Raw genomic sequence first — 18079 nt, forward strand, 5'->3', positions numbered from 1 at the left:
AAATAAATTATGTATTCCCAATTATTAGAAACAATAGAGTTATTAAACAATCAAGAAATTAGCGAAGATAGAAAAGCTATTGTAAGACCCTTAATTGACTTTATTCAGAAAAATTCTGATGACAAGAAAGCAATTGATATTAATTTTATCTGTACCCACAACTCAAGAAGAAGCCATTTATCGCAAGTTTGGGCACAGGCAGCAAGTACATATTTTAATATTCCGAATGTAACTTGTTATTCAGGGGGAACGGAAGCAACCGCAATGTTTCCTAAAATTGCAGAAACTTTAATGGAGCAAGGTTTTTTAATCATGAAAATTTCAGATACAGAAAATCCTGTATATGCTATCAAGCATGACGAAGATCTACATCCCATTATAGGTTTTTCTAAAAAGTATGATAGTGTATTTAACCCTACACATGGTTTTGCTGCAGTTATGACTTGTTCGCAGGCAGATGGCGGATGTCCTTTTATTCCAGGAGCTGACAAACGTATTTCTATTACTTTTGAAGATCCCAAAATTTCAGATGGTACTCCTGAACAGGAAAAGATTTATCATGAAAGAAGTTTGCAGATAGGAGCAGAAATGTTTTATGTTTTTTCACAAATAAAAAAAATAAAATGAAAATAATTTCAATTGATAGGGATCATTATCCGGATATTTCCAATATATACAAACAAGGTATTGATACAGGTATTGCAACGTTTGAAATCTCTGTTCCATCATGGGAAGTCTGGAATGAAAGTAAACTACCACACAGTAGGTTAATAGCAGTTCAGGATGATACTGTATTGGGTTGGGCTGCCTTATCTAAAGTGAGTAGTCGTTGTGTTTATGAAGGTGTAGCTGAAGTAAGTGTTTATGTATCTGAAAATCATAGAGGAAAAGGTGTGGGCAAAGCTTTAATGCAATATCTCATAGAAGATAGCGAGGCTAATGGGATCTGGACCTTACAGTCGGGAATGTTTCCGGAAAATGAAGCTACTATAGCATTGCATGAAATTTTTGGATTTAGAATGATTGGATATCGGGAGAGAATAGGAAAACTCCGAGGTATATGGAGAGATAGCGTAATGATGGAAAGAAGAAGTAAAGTAGTAGGGATAGATTAAATACATAGTATGCAGCCAAAATTAAAATTTCTGGATAGATTCCTTACACTTTGGATATTTTTAGCAATGTTTTTAGGGATAGGTTTAGGCTATTTCTTTCCGGGCATGTCAAATATAACCAATTCTTTGTCCGTTGGAACTACAAATATTCCGCTGGCAATGGGTTTAATAGTCATGATGTATCCACCATTAGCAAAAGTTGATTATGCTCTATTACCAAAAGTTTTTACAGATAAAAAAGCTATAGGAATTTCCTTATTATTAAATTGGGTAATAGGTCCGGTATTAATGTTTGTATTGGCTGTTGTTTTCCTTAGAAATGAACCAGATTATATGATTGGTTTAATTCTCATTGGCTTGGCAAGGTGTATTGCAATGGTACTCGTGTGGAACGATTTAGCAAAAGGTAATCGTGAATATGGAGCATTATTAGTTGCTTTGAATAGCATATTTCAAGTGCTTAGTTATAGTTTTATGGTTTGGTTTTTTATCAATATTCTACCTAAAAAATTAGGCCTGGCTAATTTTAATGTAACGGTATCCATGGGAGAGGTTACGGAAAGTGTTTTTATATATCTGGGTATTCCTTTTATAGCAGGTTTCTTAAGCCGTTATTTATTAATCAAATTAAAAGGTCTGGAATGGTATAACAGGAAATTTGTTCCTAAAATTTCTCCACTCACTCTGTATGCTCTTTTATTTACAATTGTAGTAATGTTCAGTCTGAAAGGAGATAAGATCCTAGAGCTGCCATTAGATGTTTTAAAAGTAGCTGTACCATTAATAGTATACTTTGTTCTGATGTTTTTTGTGAGTTTTTTTATCAACAAATCATTCAATGTTCCTTATGATAAAAATGCTTCCATAGCCTTTACAGCAACAGGTAATAATTTTGAATTAGCTATTGCGGTGTCTATTGCGGTGTTCGGGATTCATTCTCCACAGGCATTTGTTGGAGTGATCGGGCCATTGGTAGAAGTTCCCGTTTTGATATTACTTGTAAAGATAAGTTTATGGTTAAAAAAGAAATATTATTAGTAAAAATAGATGTACTTTTCCCAATATCAGAAAATGATTGATTTACTCTATTAATAATAATGATGTGAATTTCTAAGAAATTTTCTCAGACATTTGCTAATGTAAATAGTTAAAGTTAAAATCATGGATGATTTAAAATTAGACAAATACCTTAAAAGAATTCATTATTCCGGCGATTTGGGAGCGAATATGGAGGTTTTAAAAAGAATCCATCAGCTACATCCTCAGTATATACCTTTTGAAAATATAGATTCCTATACAGGAATAGTTCCGTCACTGGATTTAGAGTCTATTTTTCAGAAGTTGGTGGTTGAATCCAGAGGTGGATATTGCTATGAGCAGAACCTGCTTTTGAGCGAAGTACTGACATATCTTGGGTTTAAGGTACAATTGCAGTTGGGTAGAGTATTGTGGAGAAAAGATGAAAACAGCAGTGCTGCTAAAACACATCTGTTGCTGATTGTAGAATGGGAGAGCCAAAAATATCTTGTAGACTGTGGTTTTGGAATCGCTACATTGACCGGTCCTTTACTCCTGAATGAACAGGAACCACAGGAAACTCCTAATGAACAATTTAAAATTTTGCATAAAAACGGAACCTATACACTCTGGATCTGGAAGGAAAAGTGGCTGCCCGTTTATCGTTTTGAGCTGGAGCATGTAGAACCTCTTGATCTTGAGATTTGTAATTGGTATCTGTCCACTCACCCGGAATCTAATTTCAGAAAAAACCTGGTTTTTTCTAAGGTTGATCCACTTGCGAGGTACACGTTTAGTGATCATACATTAAATATCAGAAAAAAGGCTGGGGGGAAAGAATCGGTTTCTATTGAAAGTGAAGTCCAACTGGCTGAAATGCTGAAGGATGTATTTGGGCTTAATGAAAATGCCATAGAACTTCTGAAACAGAAAATATAAAAACAAACTTTCATTATTGATTATAATTATATAAATAAAGGGAAGCTGCTAACAGACTTCCCCTTTATCATTTTAAAAATTTTATATTCTATGAAACTAAGGATATAATGATTTGTATCCATTGCTTACCATATTACTGCCCAATCCTGAGAACGATACAGAGAATTTGCTGGCATTAAAGCTTAAAGATCCTGTTGGAGTACAAAGTCCCAATGCATACTGACATTGTCCGTAAGCACCTGTTTTCTTAGTAACCTTACTTTCACTTTTTGCTTTTCCTAAGCTGATGTTGGACCAGTCGTTAACATCTGTGTTGGATACAGATGAACCAGTATAGTAGATGGTAATCTGATAGCCCATTTCACCTCTTTTAGATCCCCAAAGCCATTTGGCAGTCCACCATTCTTTATACCATTTGGAGACTACTTTTGCAGCTGCTGTATTTGAATTTTCTACGGTTCCTCTTGTATCCATCATGATTAATCCTCCAAGAACATTATCCCAGATAATTCCTGAATCATTATAGAAGCAAAGACTGGTGAATTTCCCATTTTTGTTGCTCCAGATTACTTCCATAACGTTGGTTCCTGTTTTTATTTCTTCAGTCACCATTTCTTTTAATCCGGTTTGGGCAATGTTAAGATCATCACCTACATAGAGATCACCAATTCTTCCCAATTTTACAGTTGAAAGATCCATAAGATTTCCTACAGCAATAAATTGATCCTTGTCAGAAATAAGGTTTTTTGAAATTTCAATTCCTTTTTGAGTCGAAATTTGTCCTATCACCTTCACACCAGCCATTTGTATATCACTTTTCAGATATTTTTCAAGGCTTTTTTGTGATTCATCTAACTGAGCCTGTACAGTACTGGGAACAGCTTGTGAAATAGAAGTGGTTTCTCTTTGCAGATCAGCAGTGGTAATTTTTGTCTGAGCAGTTTCCTGTTTGGTGATTTCATTGTTCTCATCACTACAGCTGCTAAGTGATAATACCGATAAAACGGCCATCAATTTAAAGACAGTAACTAATTTTTTCATAATATATTTAATTTAGGTTGTGCATAGTAAATATACTTAAACCTTGTGTAATTCTCAATATTTTGAATTAATTATTTGTTAATTTGAAAGTAATTGTTGTTCGAGAGAAAGGATTTGAAAAAAGAACAGGGGTTGGAGAGATAATAGACGATAGAAAAGTAGAATGGAATTTAGAACTGAGATTTGAGATTATTGAAAAAATCTAAGTATTGAACTTTAAATTCAAAACGAGCAATCAGGCACTTCATGAAATAAACTTTGAACGATGAACCTTGAACTTTAAACCTGCTTCCCATTCAAAATCTTAAAATTTGTTTAAATTTTTAGTTTACGGCAAATAAATGTATAATCTTTTGTAATTTTACAGCATGGAATTAAGCATTGGAGAAATGGCATTGATTGCAATAGCAATCGTTGTATTATTCGGTCCGGATAAACTGCCTCAAATTGCACGTGACTTGGGTGCAGGTGTTAGAAAAATGCGTGGTGCAGTGGAAGATATCAAAACTGAGATCATGAAGGAAACAGACAACCCTGTTTCTGAAATTAAACGTGAAATTGAGAAAGTAAAAGATGCTGCCAAAGATTTCAACCCGATGAAGGACATTGAAAAAGATGTTCTTACAGAGCCTGCTTCTACTACTCAGGAACCTCCAAAACCCAAGCCTGCCGATGACGAAACCTATGAAGGGCCTGTAAGCAGATAATGTATGGAGGAAATTATTCAGGAAGATAAGCAGGTATTTCTATACCTTAATAATTTGGGCGACCCGGCCTTTGACCAGTTTTGGATGCTGATATCCAGCACATGGATCTGGGTACCGCTTTATAGTATATTCCTTTATTTTTTATACAAAAACTACAAACTAAAATCTTTAGTTTTTATTCTTATATTTTTAGCACTTGGAGCAACGGTTTCAGACCAGCTTGCAAGTGTGTTCAAATATGGAGTGGCAAGGCTAAGACCATGTCATGATTCCAGTTTGGAACATTATATGAGAATTGTGAAATGTGGGGGACAGTATGGATTTTATTCTGCACATGCGTCCAATACATTCTTTTTAGCTGCATTTTTAAGTATTTTGCTTAAAAATAAACTTAAATGGTTTCCTTATGCTATATTTGTTTGGGCTATAGTGGTTTCCTACAGCCGAATATATTTAGGAGTGCATTTTCCAATTGATATTTTGGTGGGGGCGTTTGTTGGATCTTTATTGGGAGTGATATTTGGTGCACTCGCGAGAAAAGTAATCAACAAACAAAATATAACTTCATGAAAAAATATTTATTAGTTTTAGCTTCCCTTAGCTTCTCCTTAAACGTCTTTTCCCAGGATAAAAAAATGGCTGAAGAATGTTTTAAAAAAGCAGATTATAAATGTGCTGAAGAACAGTATTCCAAACTGTCAGAGAAGGAGCAGATCCGAAAAATTCAATCAGAATATTATAATTATCTCGGAACAGCGCAAAGAAGATTAGGAAAAACCAATCTTGCTTTTAAATCGTATGATATGGCTTTAAAAACCAATCCGATGTCTGTCTCTGTATATGAAAATCTTTCTTCATTATACAGCCAGAAAGGGGATAAGAAAAAGGCATTGGAGTATATTGAAAGCGGACTTAAAGTAGATGACAAAAGTCCTGATTTATACCTTACCCGTTCCAAGATCTATGAAGCCCAGGATAAAAAAGATTTGGCTAAAGCAGACCTTAATCATATCCTGACTTTTGCTCCGGATTATATTTTTGCCCAAACCGGTTTAGCCAATCTGAAAAAAAATAATGGCGAACTGGAAGATGCATTGAAAGATTACAACAAACTCATTGCCGAAAAACCTGAATCATTGCTGTATAGTGGAAGGGCAGATGTTTATCTGAAAATGAAAAGAAATAAAGATGCACTTGCAGACGTTAATAAAGCGATTTCTATTGATCCGAAATTTGCCCAGGCATTTGTAACAAAAGCATTGATCTTATTTAATACGGCAAAGCCAAAAGAAGCTTGTGAAAATCTCGACAGAGCTGTTAGTTTAGGTTATGAAAAAGCCATATTAGCTGAATATTATGCTAAATGCGTTAAAAAATAAGATATCTCATCACTACAATACCTGCCAATAGGATTGTTTTACCGTGAAAAATAATATTAATTAATAGAAAACAGTTGAATATAGCTATACATCTATCTTCAGCTGTTTTTGTTCATATAAAAAATAACATGTTAAATGTCGTTCTTGTAGAACCCGAAATCCCCAATAATACAGGAAATATCGGGCGCTTATGTGTGGGAACAGAATGTAAACTGCACTTAGTTCATCCCTTCGGATTTGTAATTAATGATAAAAACCTGAAGCGGTCCGGATTGGATTATTGGGTTCATCTTGATGTTACTGAATATGCCAATGTAGAGGAATGGATAAAAAGTATTCCGGATCCGTCACGTGTATTCTTAATGAGTTCTCATGCAGAGAAATCATATCTGGAAAATGATTTTCAGGATGGAGACTGGCTTGTTTTCGGAAAGGAAAGTGTTGGGCTGAGTGAAGAGATCTTGAACCAATTTGAATACCATCTAACCATTCCAATGTCTAAGCTGATCCGAAGCTTTAATATTGCCAATTCTGTAGCTTTTGTAGTAGGAGAAGCCAAAAGACAGATCGGTTTAAAAGGATAGACTATTATTTACAGGTTAAGAAATAAGTGACTTTTAATCATTATGATAAGGCTTTCCCTGAAGAATCTGATCTGCACGGTAAAGCTGTTCCACAATAAAAAGGCGGATCATCTGATGGGTAAAAGTCATTTTAGATAATGACATTTTTTCATTAGCTCTGCTATAGATATCTTCTGAAAAACCATAAGCACCGCCAATCAGGATATGTACTTTTTTTACAGAAGAATTCATCCATGTATCAATTTTATGAGAAAATTCACGGCTGGTAAACTGTTTCCCTTTTTCGTCAAGAATAACAACCAGATCATTTTTATCAATATGATTAAGAAAAAGCTTGGCTTCCTCTTTTTTAAGAAGATCCGGTGACAGGTTTTTGGCATTTTTAACATCAGGAATCTCAGTAATTTCAAAATTCCAGTGCTTGGGAAGGCGGTTAAGGTAATAATTAATCAGGGATGTTATTTCCTTATCATCCGTTTTGCCGATACAAAGTAAGCTGATTCGCATTGTAAGAAGTTTCAGGCGGCAAAGATAGTGATTTTTACCGGTTGGAGCTGGGTGATAAACGTTTCAAATCATTGTAGCGATTACTGTAGATATTTATGATAATTTAAAGCTTAGCAGTTAACAGTCTGAATACATTTTTAATTATTTTAATAGTCTGCAGTTAATTTGAAAAAGGCCATAACTATAAAAAGGAAATGATCATGATTTTTATGGTGAATGTCAATAAGTCTCCATTCTCTATAATTTGCATGGTGGAGCAGGAGAGGGAAAATGTTTATATTTGTAAGAGATAGAGAAAATATCTTTAAAACTCATCATTTGGGTTTGATATTTGATCTTTTGACTAATCACGAAATTGCAGCAATAGATGAGTGTAAAAGTTCCCAGATTTATCCTGAAAGTTCAGGCGTTTTTTGATAACATCCATATTCCTGTTTTGGGAATATCGCTTTGGCAGATGTTTCAGATTTATATCTCCGGGATTTTTAAAGGAAAGATAGGGCGAAAAGCTGCTGCTATTTCCTGGAGCTTTACCATAAGTTTATTCCCTTTTATTCTGTTTTTACTTTCGGTCTTGCCTTATATGCCACATTATGACAAGCTTCAGTTCTATATTTTTGATGTGTTGATGCATAATGTTTTCCCATCCAATATGGAAGGCGATGTGAGAGGTTATATTGAAACCAATATCATCCCCAATATGAAAGGAATCAGTAATCTGACCATTGTATTGGCACTCATTTTTGCCACAAATGGTACTTTTTCCCTGATTAACGGATTTAATGAGAATGCAGAAGAGAAACTCAGCGATGTAAAAGAATTTATTCTTTCATTCTTTATTACAATAGGTTTTATTACCATTGTGTTTTTAACGCTTTTTGGAGTCTATTATGTAGAGGTTGTAATGAAGCTTTTCACACCTGCTTATGATGTAAGCTGGCTGGTAGATAACCTTTCCAGTATCATCGGATTTGTCTCTTTCCCATTGTTTTATTTTATCCTTTTAACCCTGTTTTACTGGTTGGGAACTGTGAAAATTACAAGATTCAGACAGGCTGTTCCGGGAGCGATTCTTACAACCGTCTTATTTGTGCTTACCACCTATATTTTTGCGATCTATGTGAAAGATATTGCCCGATATAACGTTCTTTACGGATCCATTGGAAGTATGATTCTGCTGATGGTTTGGGTGAATGTGAATGTCTATCTTTTGCTTTTCGGGAATGAGTTGAATATGGCGATCAGAAAGCTGAGAATAGAGAAGTTGCTGTCTGATGAGATTCAAAAGGAAACAGTTTACTATCATGCTCCGATTACAGAACCGGATTTTGAAAATGATGAAGAACACCAAAGAAAGCTGGAAGACCAGAAGAAGAATTAATCTTCCTCCGGTTCCATATTTTCTTTAGAACTTAGACTTAAGATCGTAAACCCTAGAATGGCTGCAATAAAAGAGGCAATCAGAATCGCAAATTTAGCTTCATCCTGAATCACAATTTCTCCTTTAAATGATAATAAGGCAATAAAAATGGACATCGTGAATCCGATTCCTGCCAAAAGACCTACACCAATCATCTGAGCCCAATTACTGTTTTGAGGTAAAGAACTAAGTTTTAATTTGATGGCAATCAAAGAGAATAAGTTAATTCCGATCAGCTTTCCAAGAATCAATCCGCAGATAATTCCTAATCCTAATGTACTCGTAACGCCTGCTAACATTTCACTTGAAAAAGTAATATTGGTATTGGTTAAAGCAAAAATAGGCATGATTAAAAAACTTACCGGAACATGAAGCTGATGTTCCAGTTTTTCCAATGGTGAAATTTCTACATTTGAAGCATTGGTTGGGATTGAAAATGCCAGTAAAACCCCTGCTATGGTGGCATGAATTCCGGAGTGATGTAGGAAATACCATAAAAATAATCCAGGAATAATATAAAATATCGTTTTGGTAACTTTTAAAAAGTTGAAGATAAATAATAGAGCTGTTACTCCAAAAGAGAGTAGAAGATAGCTCCAATGGATCTGGTCTGTATAAAAGATAGCGATTACAAGAATAGCTCCCAGATCATCTACAATGGCTAATGCTGCAAGGAATATCTTGATTGAATTAGGGATTTTCTTTCCCAACATTGAAATAATAGCCAAAGAAAAAGCAATATCAGTAGCCATCGGAATTCCCCAGCCATTGCTGTATTCTGTCCCGGAGTTGAAAATACTGTAAATAACTGCAGGTACAACCATTCCGCCTACTGCTGCAAAAATAGGTAATGATGCATTCTTGAAAGAAGAAAGTTCGCCTTCTACAAGCTCTCTTTTTATCTCCAATCCTACCAGAAGGAAGAACACTGCCATCAGGCCATCATTGATCCAGATGCTGACAGGATAGTTCAGATCAAACAGGTGAGTGCCTACTTCCTTGTCTAAAAAGCTCTGAAAGCTTCCGGCAAGAGAAGAGTTGGCAATAAGTAATGAAATAAGCACGCAGAAAATAAGAATGATTCCTGAGGCTTGACTGTTGTTGAAAAATTTTTTAAAATAAAGTGATAAATTCATGTTTAAGATTGTAGTCGTCTCACTCTCGAGACTCCATTAATATTCTTGAGCTTCTTGAAGGTTTCCTCCAATTGCCCCTTATTCTTGACTTCAAGATTGATGTTTCCGGTGAAGACGCCGTTGTTGGATTCAATAGACAGGCTCTTCATATCCATTCCCATGCTTCCGCTGATGACCGTAGTAATATCATTAATCATACCCATTCTGTCAAGGCCTTCAATCTCGATTTTTACTCTGTTCTTGAAGCTTTCTTCATTAACCCATTTAGCTGGAATAACACGATAATCATATTGTGCTCTAAGGTTAATAGCATTCGGACAGTTGTCACTGTGTACTTTAATTCCATCGGAAATGGTAATGAATCCGAAGATTTTGTCTCCCGGAATTACGGTACAGCATTTTGCATAGCTATAATTCAGTTTTTCCTCATCTTTTCCAAAGACAATCATGTCAAGGTTTTGTTCTTTCGGCTCCTCGTAATGAGTGTTTTTGGATGGAGATTTCCTGAATCTGGAAAGTAAGTTGTTGAATACGTTTTTACTTTCAATATATTTCCTTAAACTACTTGCATCCAGTTCATTGGTCTGGAATTTAAGGAATAGTTCCTGTGATGATTTTAAATTAAAGAACTTCTGTAATTTATTGATTTCTTCATCATTAAAGTTGATTTTTGCATGACGAAGTTTTCTCTGTAAAGTTTCTTTTCCTTCTTCTACCAGCTGATTTTTCTGGGAATTCAGATAACTTTTAATCTTGGATTTAGCTTTTGAAGTTACTACAAATTCCAGCCAGTCCGATTTAGGCTTCTGATTCTGAGAAGAAAGAATATCTATCTGATCTCCATTTTGAAGAACGTAGGAAATAGGAACCAACTTGCCATTAATTTTAGCACCCAAACACTTCATACCCAGATCCGAGTGAACAGAAAATGCAAAATCCAGTGCCGTTGCATTGGTTGGCAGGATCTTGATTTCTCCTTTTGGAGTAAATACAAATACTTCTTTTGAATAAAGATTCAGTTTAATATTATCCAGAAGCTCGGAAGTAGAAAGGTTTTGCTGCTGTTCAAGCACTTCACGGATTTCCGTAACCCATTTTTCAAAATTACGGTCATCTGAGCTTTGTTTATAGCCTTCTTTGTATTTGTAATGTGCTGCAACCCCTTTTTCAGCAATTTCATCCATACGTTCGGAACGGATCTGTACCTCAATCCATTTTCTATCAGGGCCTAAAACTGTCAGGTGCAAACTTTCATATCCTGTAGAGCGGGGTTGAGTGATCCAGTCGCGCATTCTTGATGGGTTACTGTGATAAACATCCGTAACGATGGAATAAATCTTCCATGCCAGAAATTTTTCGTTTTTAGCATCCGATTTATAAATGATTCTGATGGCATAGTTGTCGAAAACTTCTTCAAAGGGAACCCCCTGTTTCAGCATTTTTCTGTAAATAGAAGAAATAGCCTTTGCACGGCCTTTGATTTTAAAGTTTAAACCTTCTTCACTAAGTCTTTCAGAAGCTTCTTTTTTGAATTCTTCAATGTACCTTTCACGGCTTTCCTTGGCCAATTCTAATTTCTCCGTGATTTCATTGTATACCTCAGGATTATTGTATTTTAAAGAAAGATCTTCCAGCTCGGATTTGATATTATACAATCCAAGACGGTGTGCCATCGGAGCATAGATATAAACTGTTTCTGAAGCAATTTTTTTCTGCTTGTCCGGAGCCATGCTCTCCAGGGTCCGCATATTGTGAAGACGGTCTGCAATTTTAATCAGAATAACCCTGAAATCTTCAGACAGGGTGAGCAACAGTTTTCTGTAGTTTTCCGACTGTACAGAGATATTCTGATGGTTCATAATGGATATTTTGGTTAATCCATTCACGATACTGGCGATTTTCTCACCAAAGATCTTTTTCAGATCCTCATAGGTGTAGTCGGAATCTTCAATTACATCATGCAGCAATGCACAGGCAATAGAGGTAGCTCCCAAACCGATCTCTGTAGCTACAATTTTGGCTACAGCGATAGGGTGGTAGATGTAAGGCTCCCCGGATTTTCTCCTTTGGTCTTTATGAGCATCCAATGCAATATCGAATGCTTTCCGGATAAGCTTGTTATTTTCCTCATCCAGTGTTCTGTATGTGTTAGAAATCAGATCCTTATACCTTGCAAGGATCTCTTTGTTCTCTTGTTCTAAATCGTAACTCATTTGTGCAGATGCCTATATTTAAACGAAAATACGAAAATTTTTACTTTTTTCAAACATAAAAAATCCGTAGCACGCACTACGGATTTCCGGTTATTTAGTTTTATGTTGATTAGAATTTCACCTCTGAATTCATGCCGTCACTTGCGGTCTTGATTTTAATATCAGGGCTGTTGTGGATTTCGGCTTTGTTTCTGGCATCAATGTACTTTTTAATTGTATCGTAATTGGCCTGCTCAATGCTCATATTTTCGAATAAATAAGTTTTAATAACAGCATTTTGTGAAAAAATGCTCCGGGCACTATCCACCTGGCCATTGTCCTTTACCGCCACACTTACCAGGTATTGGGCGTTACTCGCTTCACTGTTAAGGTATACAATGTAATCGGAAATAGGAATTCCTGAATTTTCCAGATCACTCTCAAGCTTTTTGTAATCGCTATGGTGCTCAAATAGCCCAGCTAATATATTTGACATAATTAATGGGTTTTAAAGTTGTTATTAAAGTTACTGAAAATTTTCTTATTTTTTTAATGTAAATGCAATAAAATTTATCTATTAATATTTTATCTATAATGTAATGTTAAAGTATTTGAAAACATCTATTGAACATACGTTTGAATTAGAGATGTCAGCAAAATAATTTTCATTAACTTTCATTCAATACTCTGCTTTTAGCAATACTATTATTTTGAAACCATTATCAAAATCATAAGAAAATGCATATAAATGAACTGGAAATAAGTGAAAATCTTGTTCAGTCCCTGCTGGATAAGCAGTGTTCTCGTTGGGCAAAATTACCATTAAGCCGTGTTTCTTCAAACGGAACTGTGCATACCCTGTATCGCCTGGGTAAAGAATTTATTATTCGTCTTCCCAGAATTGAATGGGTAGAGGGAACTGTGAATGATACTATTGAAAAAGAATTTAAATGGATCCCTTTGCTCAGTAAATTGGTTGATGTTTCTCTTGGAGAACCTGTATTTAAAGGCGAAGCAGATGAAAATTATCCATGGTCCTGGACCATTGCAACATGGAATGAAGGGGATAATCCGGATTTTGAAAAGGAAAATGAATACAACGTATTGGCGGAAGATCTGGCGGATTTTTTAAATAGCTTACATACAATAAAATTATCTGGCGGTCCTTGGTCCAGAAGAGGTGTTCCTTTACAGGCGCAGGATGTAGACACAAGAAAAGCCATCGCAGAATTAAAGGCTGAGATTGATGTCCGGGCTGTTACTGAATTATGGAATCAGTTGCTGGAAACTCCTCAATGGAATCAGGATCCTTTATGGGTGCATGGAGATCTTTTACCGGGAAATATTTTAATCCGGGATAACCGTCTTACTGCTATCATTGATTTTTCTGACCTTGGAATTGGAGATCCGGCATGTGATTTAATTATTGCGTGGAGCTTATTTAATCATTCTTCACGACAGGTATTCCGGAATTATTTGCAGTATATTGATGAAGATACCTGGAAGCGTGGAAAAGGATGGGCACTTTCCATAGCATTGATTATGTTACCTTATTATAAATATTCAAATCCTTTTATGGCTTCATTGGCAGAACGTATGATTGCTAATATATTGAATGATAAATGATTTTTTTTGATAAAAAATAAAAGCCTTGGGAAGAGTTTGGGTTCTCAAGGCTTTTGTTATATATTTTAAATTGAATTAAATCCTTTCATTCTTGATTTCATCTACAATTTCCGGGTTCAGTAATGTGCTGGTGTCTCCGAAGTTGCTAAAGTCTCCCTCGGCAATTTTTCTAAGGATTCTACGCATAATCTTACCGGAACGTGTTTTCGGAAGCCCTGAAACGAACTGTATCTTATCCAGTTTGGCAATAGGCCCGATCTGATCGGAAATCAGTTGATTGATTTCCTTCTTCAGATTTTCCTTATCACGGCTTTCCCCCGTTTCTTTAAGCGTTACATAGCCATATAAAGCATTTCCCTTAATGTCATGAGGATAGCCTACAATGGCAGATTCAGCAACAGCGGGATGCTGGTTGATACTGTCTTCAATAGGTGCCGTTCCCAGATTATGCCCGGACACGATGATAACGTCATCTACACGTCCTGTAATTCTGTAGTAACCCACTTCGTCTCTAAGAGCGCCGTCTCCGGTGAAATATTTTCCAGGGAAAGCGGTAAAGTAAGTTTCTTTATATCTTTGGTGGTCACCCCAGATGGTTCTTGCAATTCCCGGCCATGGAAAACGGATACATAAGTTTCCGGTTACCTGATTCCCTGTGATTTCATTGCGCTTATCATCCATCAGAACAGGCTGAATTCCCGGTAGAGGAAGAGTTGCATAAGTAGGCTTGGTAGGAGTAACAAAAGGAAGTGGCGAAATCATAATTCCTCCAGTTTCAGTTTGCCACCAGGTATCAACAATAGGGCATTTTTTCTTACCAACATGATCGTTAAACCAGTGCCATGCTTCATCATTAATAGGTTCTCCTACAGATCCAATCACTTTCAAAGAGCTCAGGTCGTGCTTGTCTACCCATTCTGTGCTTTCTTTAGCTAAAGAACGGATAGCAGTAGGAGCAGTATAGAATTGAGTAATTTTATGCTTTTCAATAACTTCCCAGAAGCGATCCGGCTCAGGATAGGTAGGAACTCCTTCGAAAATGACTGTAGTGGCACCATTCAACAGTGGACCGTAAAGAATGTAGGAGTGACCGGTAATCCAGCCAATATCAGCTGTACACCAATAAATATCATTTTCCTTATAATTAAATACGTTTTTGAAGGTATAGGCGGTGTAAACCATGTATCCGGCACAGGTATGAAGCATTCCCTTTGGTTTTCCTGTAGAACCGGAAGTATAAAGAATGAAAAGCGGATCTTCAGAATCCATAATAACGGTTACAAAATCAGGAGAAGCCTTTTCGTACAGATCAGCCAGCCAGTAGTCTCTGCCTTCTTTCATTTTGATTTCGTTGTGGGTTCTCTTAACTACCAGAACCTTTTCAACAGTTGGAGTCTTTTCCAGTGCTTCATCAATAATGCTTTTCAGATCCAGAACTTTACTTCCTCTGTAACTTCCATCGGCTGTAATCACCATTTTGGCTTCACAGTCATTCACTCTTGAAGATACCGCAGAAGCAGAGAATCCGGCAAAAATAACGGAATGAACTGCTCCCAGTTTAGCACATGCGAGCATGGTAACAGCAAGTTCCGGAATCATCGGAAGATAAATACATACTCTGTCTCCTTTTTCAATTCCCATATCTCTTAAAACATTGGCTGTTTTATTGACACGGGCGTATAATTCGTTGTAGGAAATATGCAGAGCTTCCTCCTTAGGATCGTTTGGTTCCCAGATAATAGCTGTTTTGTCTCCTCTTATGGAAAGATGTCTGTCCAGACAGTTTTTGGTAATATTAAGCTTGGCGTTTTTGAACCACTCGATTTTAGCTTCATTCATATCGTACTTAACAACCTTGCTCCATCTCTGATACCATACAAAGTTCTGATCGGCTACCTTGTCCCAGAATTTCTTCGGATTTTTGATAGACTTTTTATAATCTTCAAAATATTGTGGTAAATCTTCTATTAAGTAATTTCTCATATCCCTTTCGTTTTTTGAAATTTGAATTGTATTGATAATTTGTTTTTTGACTTTAGGTTTTGGTCGTAATTTAAATCAAAATGATATTTAAATATATGTTTAATTTTTCGTTTAGACCCCATATTCACTGATCTTTTGCTGGATTTCTTCAATGATTTTTTCATCATCAATCGTAGATGGAATCTGAAAATCTTTTCCATCCAATAATGTTCTGATGAGCTTTCTTAAGATCTTTCCCGATCTTGTTTTAGGTAAGCGTTTGACAACCATTACTTTTTTCAGAAAAGCTACAGCGCCGATCTTTTCGCGAACCATTTGGATAATATTTTTTTCAATTTCCTCCTCGGTAATAGCAGACCCATTTTTTAAAACAACGGTTGCAAAAGGAACCTGACCTTTTAAATCATCATCAATTCCCACCACAGCACATTCTGCAACATCAGGATGTGAAGAAACAATCTCTTCCATTTCTGATGTGGAAAGTCGGTGACCTGCTACGTTGATGACATCATCCACTCTTCCTGTGATAAAAATATAACCATCTTCATCCTGTATGGCTCCGTCACCGGAAAAATAATATCCTTTGTATTGTGATAAATAACTGTTTTCAAAGCGGTTGTAATCCTTCCAGATTCCCAGCATGGCTCCTGGCGGAAGAGGAAGCTTTATGACTAAGTAACCTTCATGGTGTGGATCGAGCTCCAGCCCATTTTCATCAAAAATTTTGATGTCGTATCCCGGAATAGGTTTTCCGGCAGAAGCTCTTTTGATCTGGTAGTTTTCATCAAAAGTCAATAACCCAAGCATTGGCCATCCAGATTCTGTCTGCCACCAGTGATCAATAGCGGGAACTCCAATATGTTCTGCAAACCAGTCTAAGGTAGCTACATCACATCGTTCACCGGCAAGGAATTGCTTTTTGAAGTTTGACAGATCATATTTTTTAACCAGTTCACCATTCGGATCTTCTTTTTTAATGGCTCTGATGGCTGTGGGAGCTGTAAACATAACCGAAACCTTATATTCTGAGATGATTCTCCAGAAAGTTCCTGCGTCAGGTGTCATAATAGGCTTTCCTTCGAAGACGATTGTTGTATTTCTATTAATGAGTGGTCCATAAACAGAATAACTGTGTCCAACGGCCCATCCAAAATCGGATGCAGCCCAATAGGTTTCGCCGGGTTCAACACCATATATGTATTTCATGGAGAATTTCAATGCTGTGGCATAACCGCCGGTATCACGAACAATTCCCTTGGGTTTTCCTGTTGTTCCGGAGGTGTAAAGCAGATAGAGCGGGTGAGTGGATTCTACAGGAATACAATCGATGGGTGCTGATTTTTGAACCAGCTCTTCATAATCAATAAGTCCGTCAAACATTTCATTTTGATTATCTACTAATTTCCGGTTGTAAACGATGATGTTGTCTACTTTATCCTGTGCCAGTTCAATGGCTTTTTCTACCAATGGAAGGTAAGGGATTCTTTTGGCGATTTCCACACCTGCAGTAGCTGTAATTAAAGCTTTAGGTTTGCAGTCATCAATCCTTACCACAAGCTCATGAGGAGCAAAACCTCCGAAAACAACATTATGGATCACTCCAATCCTTGCACAAGCAAGCATGGTAAAAAGTGTTTGTGGGATCATAGGCATATAAATAACAGCAGTATCTCCCTTTTTTAGTCCTAAAGATGCTAGCCCGCCTGCTAATTTTGATATTTCTTCCTTAGCCTGATTGAAGGTGTATATTTTCTTCTGACCTGTTACCGGAGAATCATAAACAATGGCATTCTGATCTCCAAAACCATCTTCAATATGTTTGTCAATACATACATAGCACATATTCAGTTTTCCATCGGCAAACCACTGTGGATAGTTGTTGGTATCTTTTGAAAGGATCTGTTGAGGGAACTCAAACCATTGTATTGCATCGGCCTGTTCTTTCCAGAATTTTTCTTTGTCTTCTATGCTTTGTTTAAATAAAATATTTGTATTCATATCAATAGTCTTGTGTTTGGTGTTTTTTGTTATCCTTGTCTAGGTTTTAAACCTTGACAAGGATCATTTTTCTCTAAAACATCTCTTCAATCTGCTGCATCAGTTTCTTAATAGAATAAGGCTTTGTTACGTACGCGTCAGCTCCCATTTCAAGACCTTTTTCAATATCTCTCGGGTTGTTCTTCGCACTCAGAAAAATGACTTTTGTATTTTTTAGATTTTCGTCCTGTTTGATCAGGTCTAATGTGCTGTATCCATCAAGATTAGGCATCATGATATCGAGTAGGATCACATCCGGAACCATTGTTTTTAAAAACTCCAGAACCTCTGTTCCATCACGGGCAATGTAGACATCGTAACCGTTCTTTTTAAAACTGTATTCCAGTGACATTAATATTTTGTGTTCGTCATCCGCAATGATTATCTTTTTCATAA

The 18079-nt window shown here is 36.4% G+C and carries 18 protein-coding genes; 10 read left to right on the plus strand and 8 right to left on the minus strand.

Annotation, left to right across the window (positions count from 1 at the left end; genetic code table 11):
- The first annotated feature begins 9 nt into the window (after window positions 1–9).
- From J2772_RS06660 to J2772_RS06675, 4 genes are all read left to right on the plus strand, one after another.
- Window positions 10–627, plus strand: a complete 618-nt coding sequence (locus tag J2772_RS06660) for a low molecular weight phosphatase family protein (protein ID WP_209914733.1) — start codon at window positions 10–12, stop codon at window positions 625–627.
- Window positions 624–1115: a GNAT family N-acetyltransferase gene (locus J2772_RS06665; protein WP_209914736.1), complete on the plus strand. Its 492-nt coding sequence runs from the start codon at window positions 624–626 to the stop codon at window positions 1113–1115. The genes J2772_RS06660 and J2772_RS06665 overlap by 4 nt, the downstream gene beginning before the upstream one ends.
- A 9-nt stretch (window positions 1116–1124) precedes the next feature.
- Window positions 1125–2153: an ACR3 family arsenite efflux transporter gene (gene arsB / locus J2772_RS06670; RefSeq protein WP_209914739.1), complete on the plus strand. Its 1029-nt coding sequence runs from the start codon at window positions 1125–1127 to the stop codon at window positions 2151–2153.
- Window positions 2154–2276: 123 nt separating this feature from the next.
- A complete protein-coding gene (locus tag J2772_RS06675) occupies window positions 2277–3071 on the plus strand; it encodes an arylamine N-acetyltransferase family protein (protein ID WP_209914741.1) in 795 nt (264 codons plus the stop codon).
- Between the two features lie 96 nt (window positions 3072–3167).
- Here J2772_RS06675 and J2772_RS06680 read toward each other — a convergent pair whose 3' ends face one another.
- Entirely contained in the window at window positions 3168–4112 is a 945-nt protein-coding gene (locus J2772_RS06680; protein ID WP_209914744.1) for a hypothetical protein, read from the minus strand.
- Between the two features lie 368 nt (window positions 4113–4480).
- Here J2772_RS06680 and J2772_RS06685 point away from each other — a divergent pair, with 368 nt between their 5' ends.
- From J2772_RS06685 to J2772_RS06700, 4 genes are all read left to right on the plus strand, one after another.
- Complete coding sequence (locus J2772_RS06685) at window positions 4481–4819, plus strand: twin-arginine translocase TatA/TatE family subunit (protein WP_123908190.1); 339 nt, start codon at window positions 4481–4483, stop codon at window positions 4817–4819.
- 3 nt (window positions 4820–4822) lie between these two features.
- Window positions 4823–5389 carry a phosphatase PAP2 family protein gene (locus J2772_RS06690; protein WP_209914746.1) on the plus strand — a complete coding sequence of 189 codons (567 nt, stop codon included), beginning with the start codon at window positions 4823–4825 and terminating at the stop codon, window positions 5387–5389.
- Window positions 5386–6198, plus strand: coding sequence for a tetratricopeptide repeat protein (locus J2772_RS06695; protein WP_209914750.1), 813 nt, complete (start codon window positions 5386–5388; stop codon window positions 6196–6198). The genes J2772_RS06690 and J2772_RS06695 overlap by 4 nt, the downstream gene beginning before the upstream one ends.
- 128 nt (window positions 6199–6326) lie before the next feature.
- Window positions 6327–6782 (plus strand): tRNA (cytidine(34)-2'-O)-methyltransferase, encoded by a 456-nt coding sequence (locus J2772_RS06700; RefSeq protein WP_209914753.1) that lies wholly within the window; start codon window positions 6327–6329, stop codon window positions 6780–6782.
- Window positions 6783–6815: 33 nt separating this feature from the next.
- On the opposite strand, the gene J2772_RS06705 is transcribed toward J2772_RS06700, so the two are convergent.
- A complete protein-coding gene (locus tag J2772_RS06705; RefSeq protein ID WP_209914756.1) occupies window positions 6816–7289 on the minus strand; it encodes a 23S rRNA (pseudouridine(1915)-N(3))-methyltransferase RlmH in 474 nt (157 codons plus the stop codon).
- Window positions 7290–7656: 367 nt separating this feature from the next.
- Here J2772_RS06705 and J2772_RS06710 point away from each other — a divergent pair, with 367 nt between their 5' ends.
- Window positions 7657–8670 (plus strand): YihY/virulence factor BrkB family protein, encoded by a 1014-nt coding sequence (locus J2772_RS06710; RefSeq protein ID WP_209914759.1) that lies wholly within the window; start codon window positions 7657–7659, stop codon window positions 8668–8670.
- Here J2772_RS06710 and nhaA read toward each other — a convergent pair.
- The 3 genes from nhaA to J2772_RS06725 form a co-directional block, all read right to left on the minus strand.
- A complete protein-coding gene (gene nhaA / locus J2772_RS06715; RefSeq protein WP_209914762.1) occupies window positions 8667–9845 on the minus strand; it encodes a Na+/H+ antiporter NhaA in 1179 nt (392 codons plus the stop codon). The two genes, J2772_RS06710 and nhaA, sit on opposite strands and share 4 nt — an antisense overlap.
- A gap of 2 nt (window positions 9846–9847) precedes the next feature.
- Complete coding sequence (locus J2772_RS06720; protein WP_209914765.1) at window positions 9848–12058, minus strand: RelA/SpoT family protein; 2211 nt, start codon at window positions 12056–12058, stop codon at window positions 9848–9850.
- 109 nt (window positions 12059–12167) lie between these two features.
- Window positions 12168–12533: a hypothetical protein gene (locus J2772_RS06725; protein WP_209914768.1), complete on the minus strand. Its 366-nt coding sequence runs from the start codon at window positions 12531–12533 to the stop codon at window positions 12168–12170.
- A gap of 242 nt (window positions 12534–12775) precedes the next feature.
- Here J2772_RS06725 and J2772_RS06730 point away from each other — a divergent pair, with 242 nt between their 5' ends.
- Complete coding sequence (locus J2772_RS06730) at window positions 12776–13663, plus strand: aminoglycoside phosphotransferase family protein (RefSeq protein ID WP_209914772.1); 888 nt, start codon at window positions 12776–12778, stop codon at window positions 13661–13663.
- Window positions 13664–13738: 75 nt separating this feature from the next.
- On the opposite strand, the gene acs is transcribed toward J2772_RS06730, so the two are convergent.
- From acs to J2772_RS06745, 3 genes are all read right to left on the minus strand, one after another.
- Entirely contained in the window at window positions 13739–15667 is a 1929-nt protein-coding gene (acs, locus tag J2772_RS06735; RefSeq protein WP_317194491.1) for an acetate--CoA ligase, read from the minus strand.
- Between the two features lie 90 nt (window positions 15668–15757).
- Window positions 15758–17644 (minus strand): AMP-binding protein, encoded by a 1887-nt coding sequence (locus tag J2772_RS06740; RefSeq protein ID WP_209914777.1) that lies wholly within the window; start codon window positions 17642–17644, stop codon window positions 15758–15760.
- 73 nt (window positions 17645–17717) lie between these two features.
- Complete coding sequence (locus J2772_RS06745) at window positions 17718–18077, minus strand: response regulator transcription factor (RefSeq protein ID WP_045495369.1); 360 nt, start codon at window positions 18075–18077, stop codon at window positions 17718–17720.
- Window positions 18078–18079: the final 2 nt, after the last annotated feature.

It is taken from the genome of Chryseobacterium jejuense (assembly GCF_017877355.1).
GTDB classification, from domain to species: domain Bacteria; phylum Bacteroidota; class Bacteroidia; order Flavobacteriales; family Weeksellaceae; genus Chryseobacterium; species Chryseobacterium jejuense_A.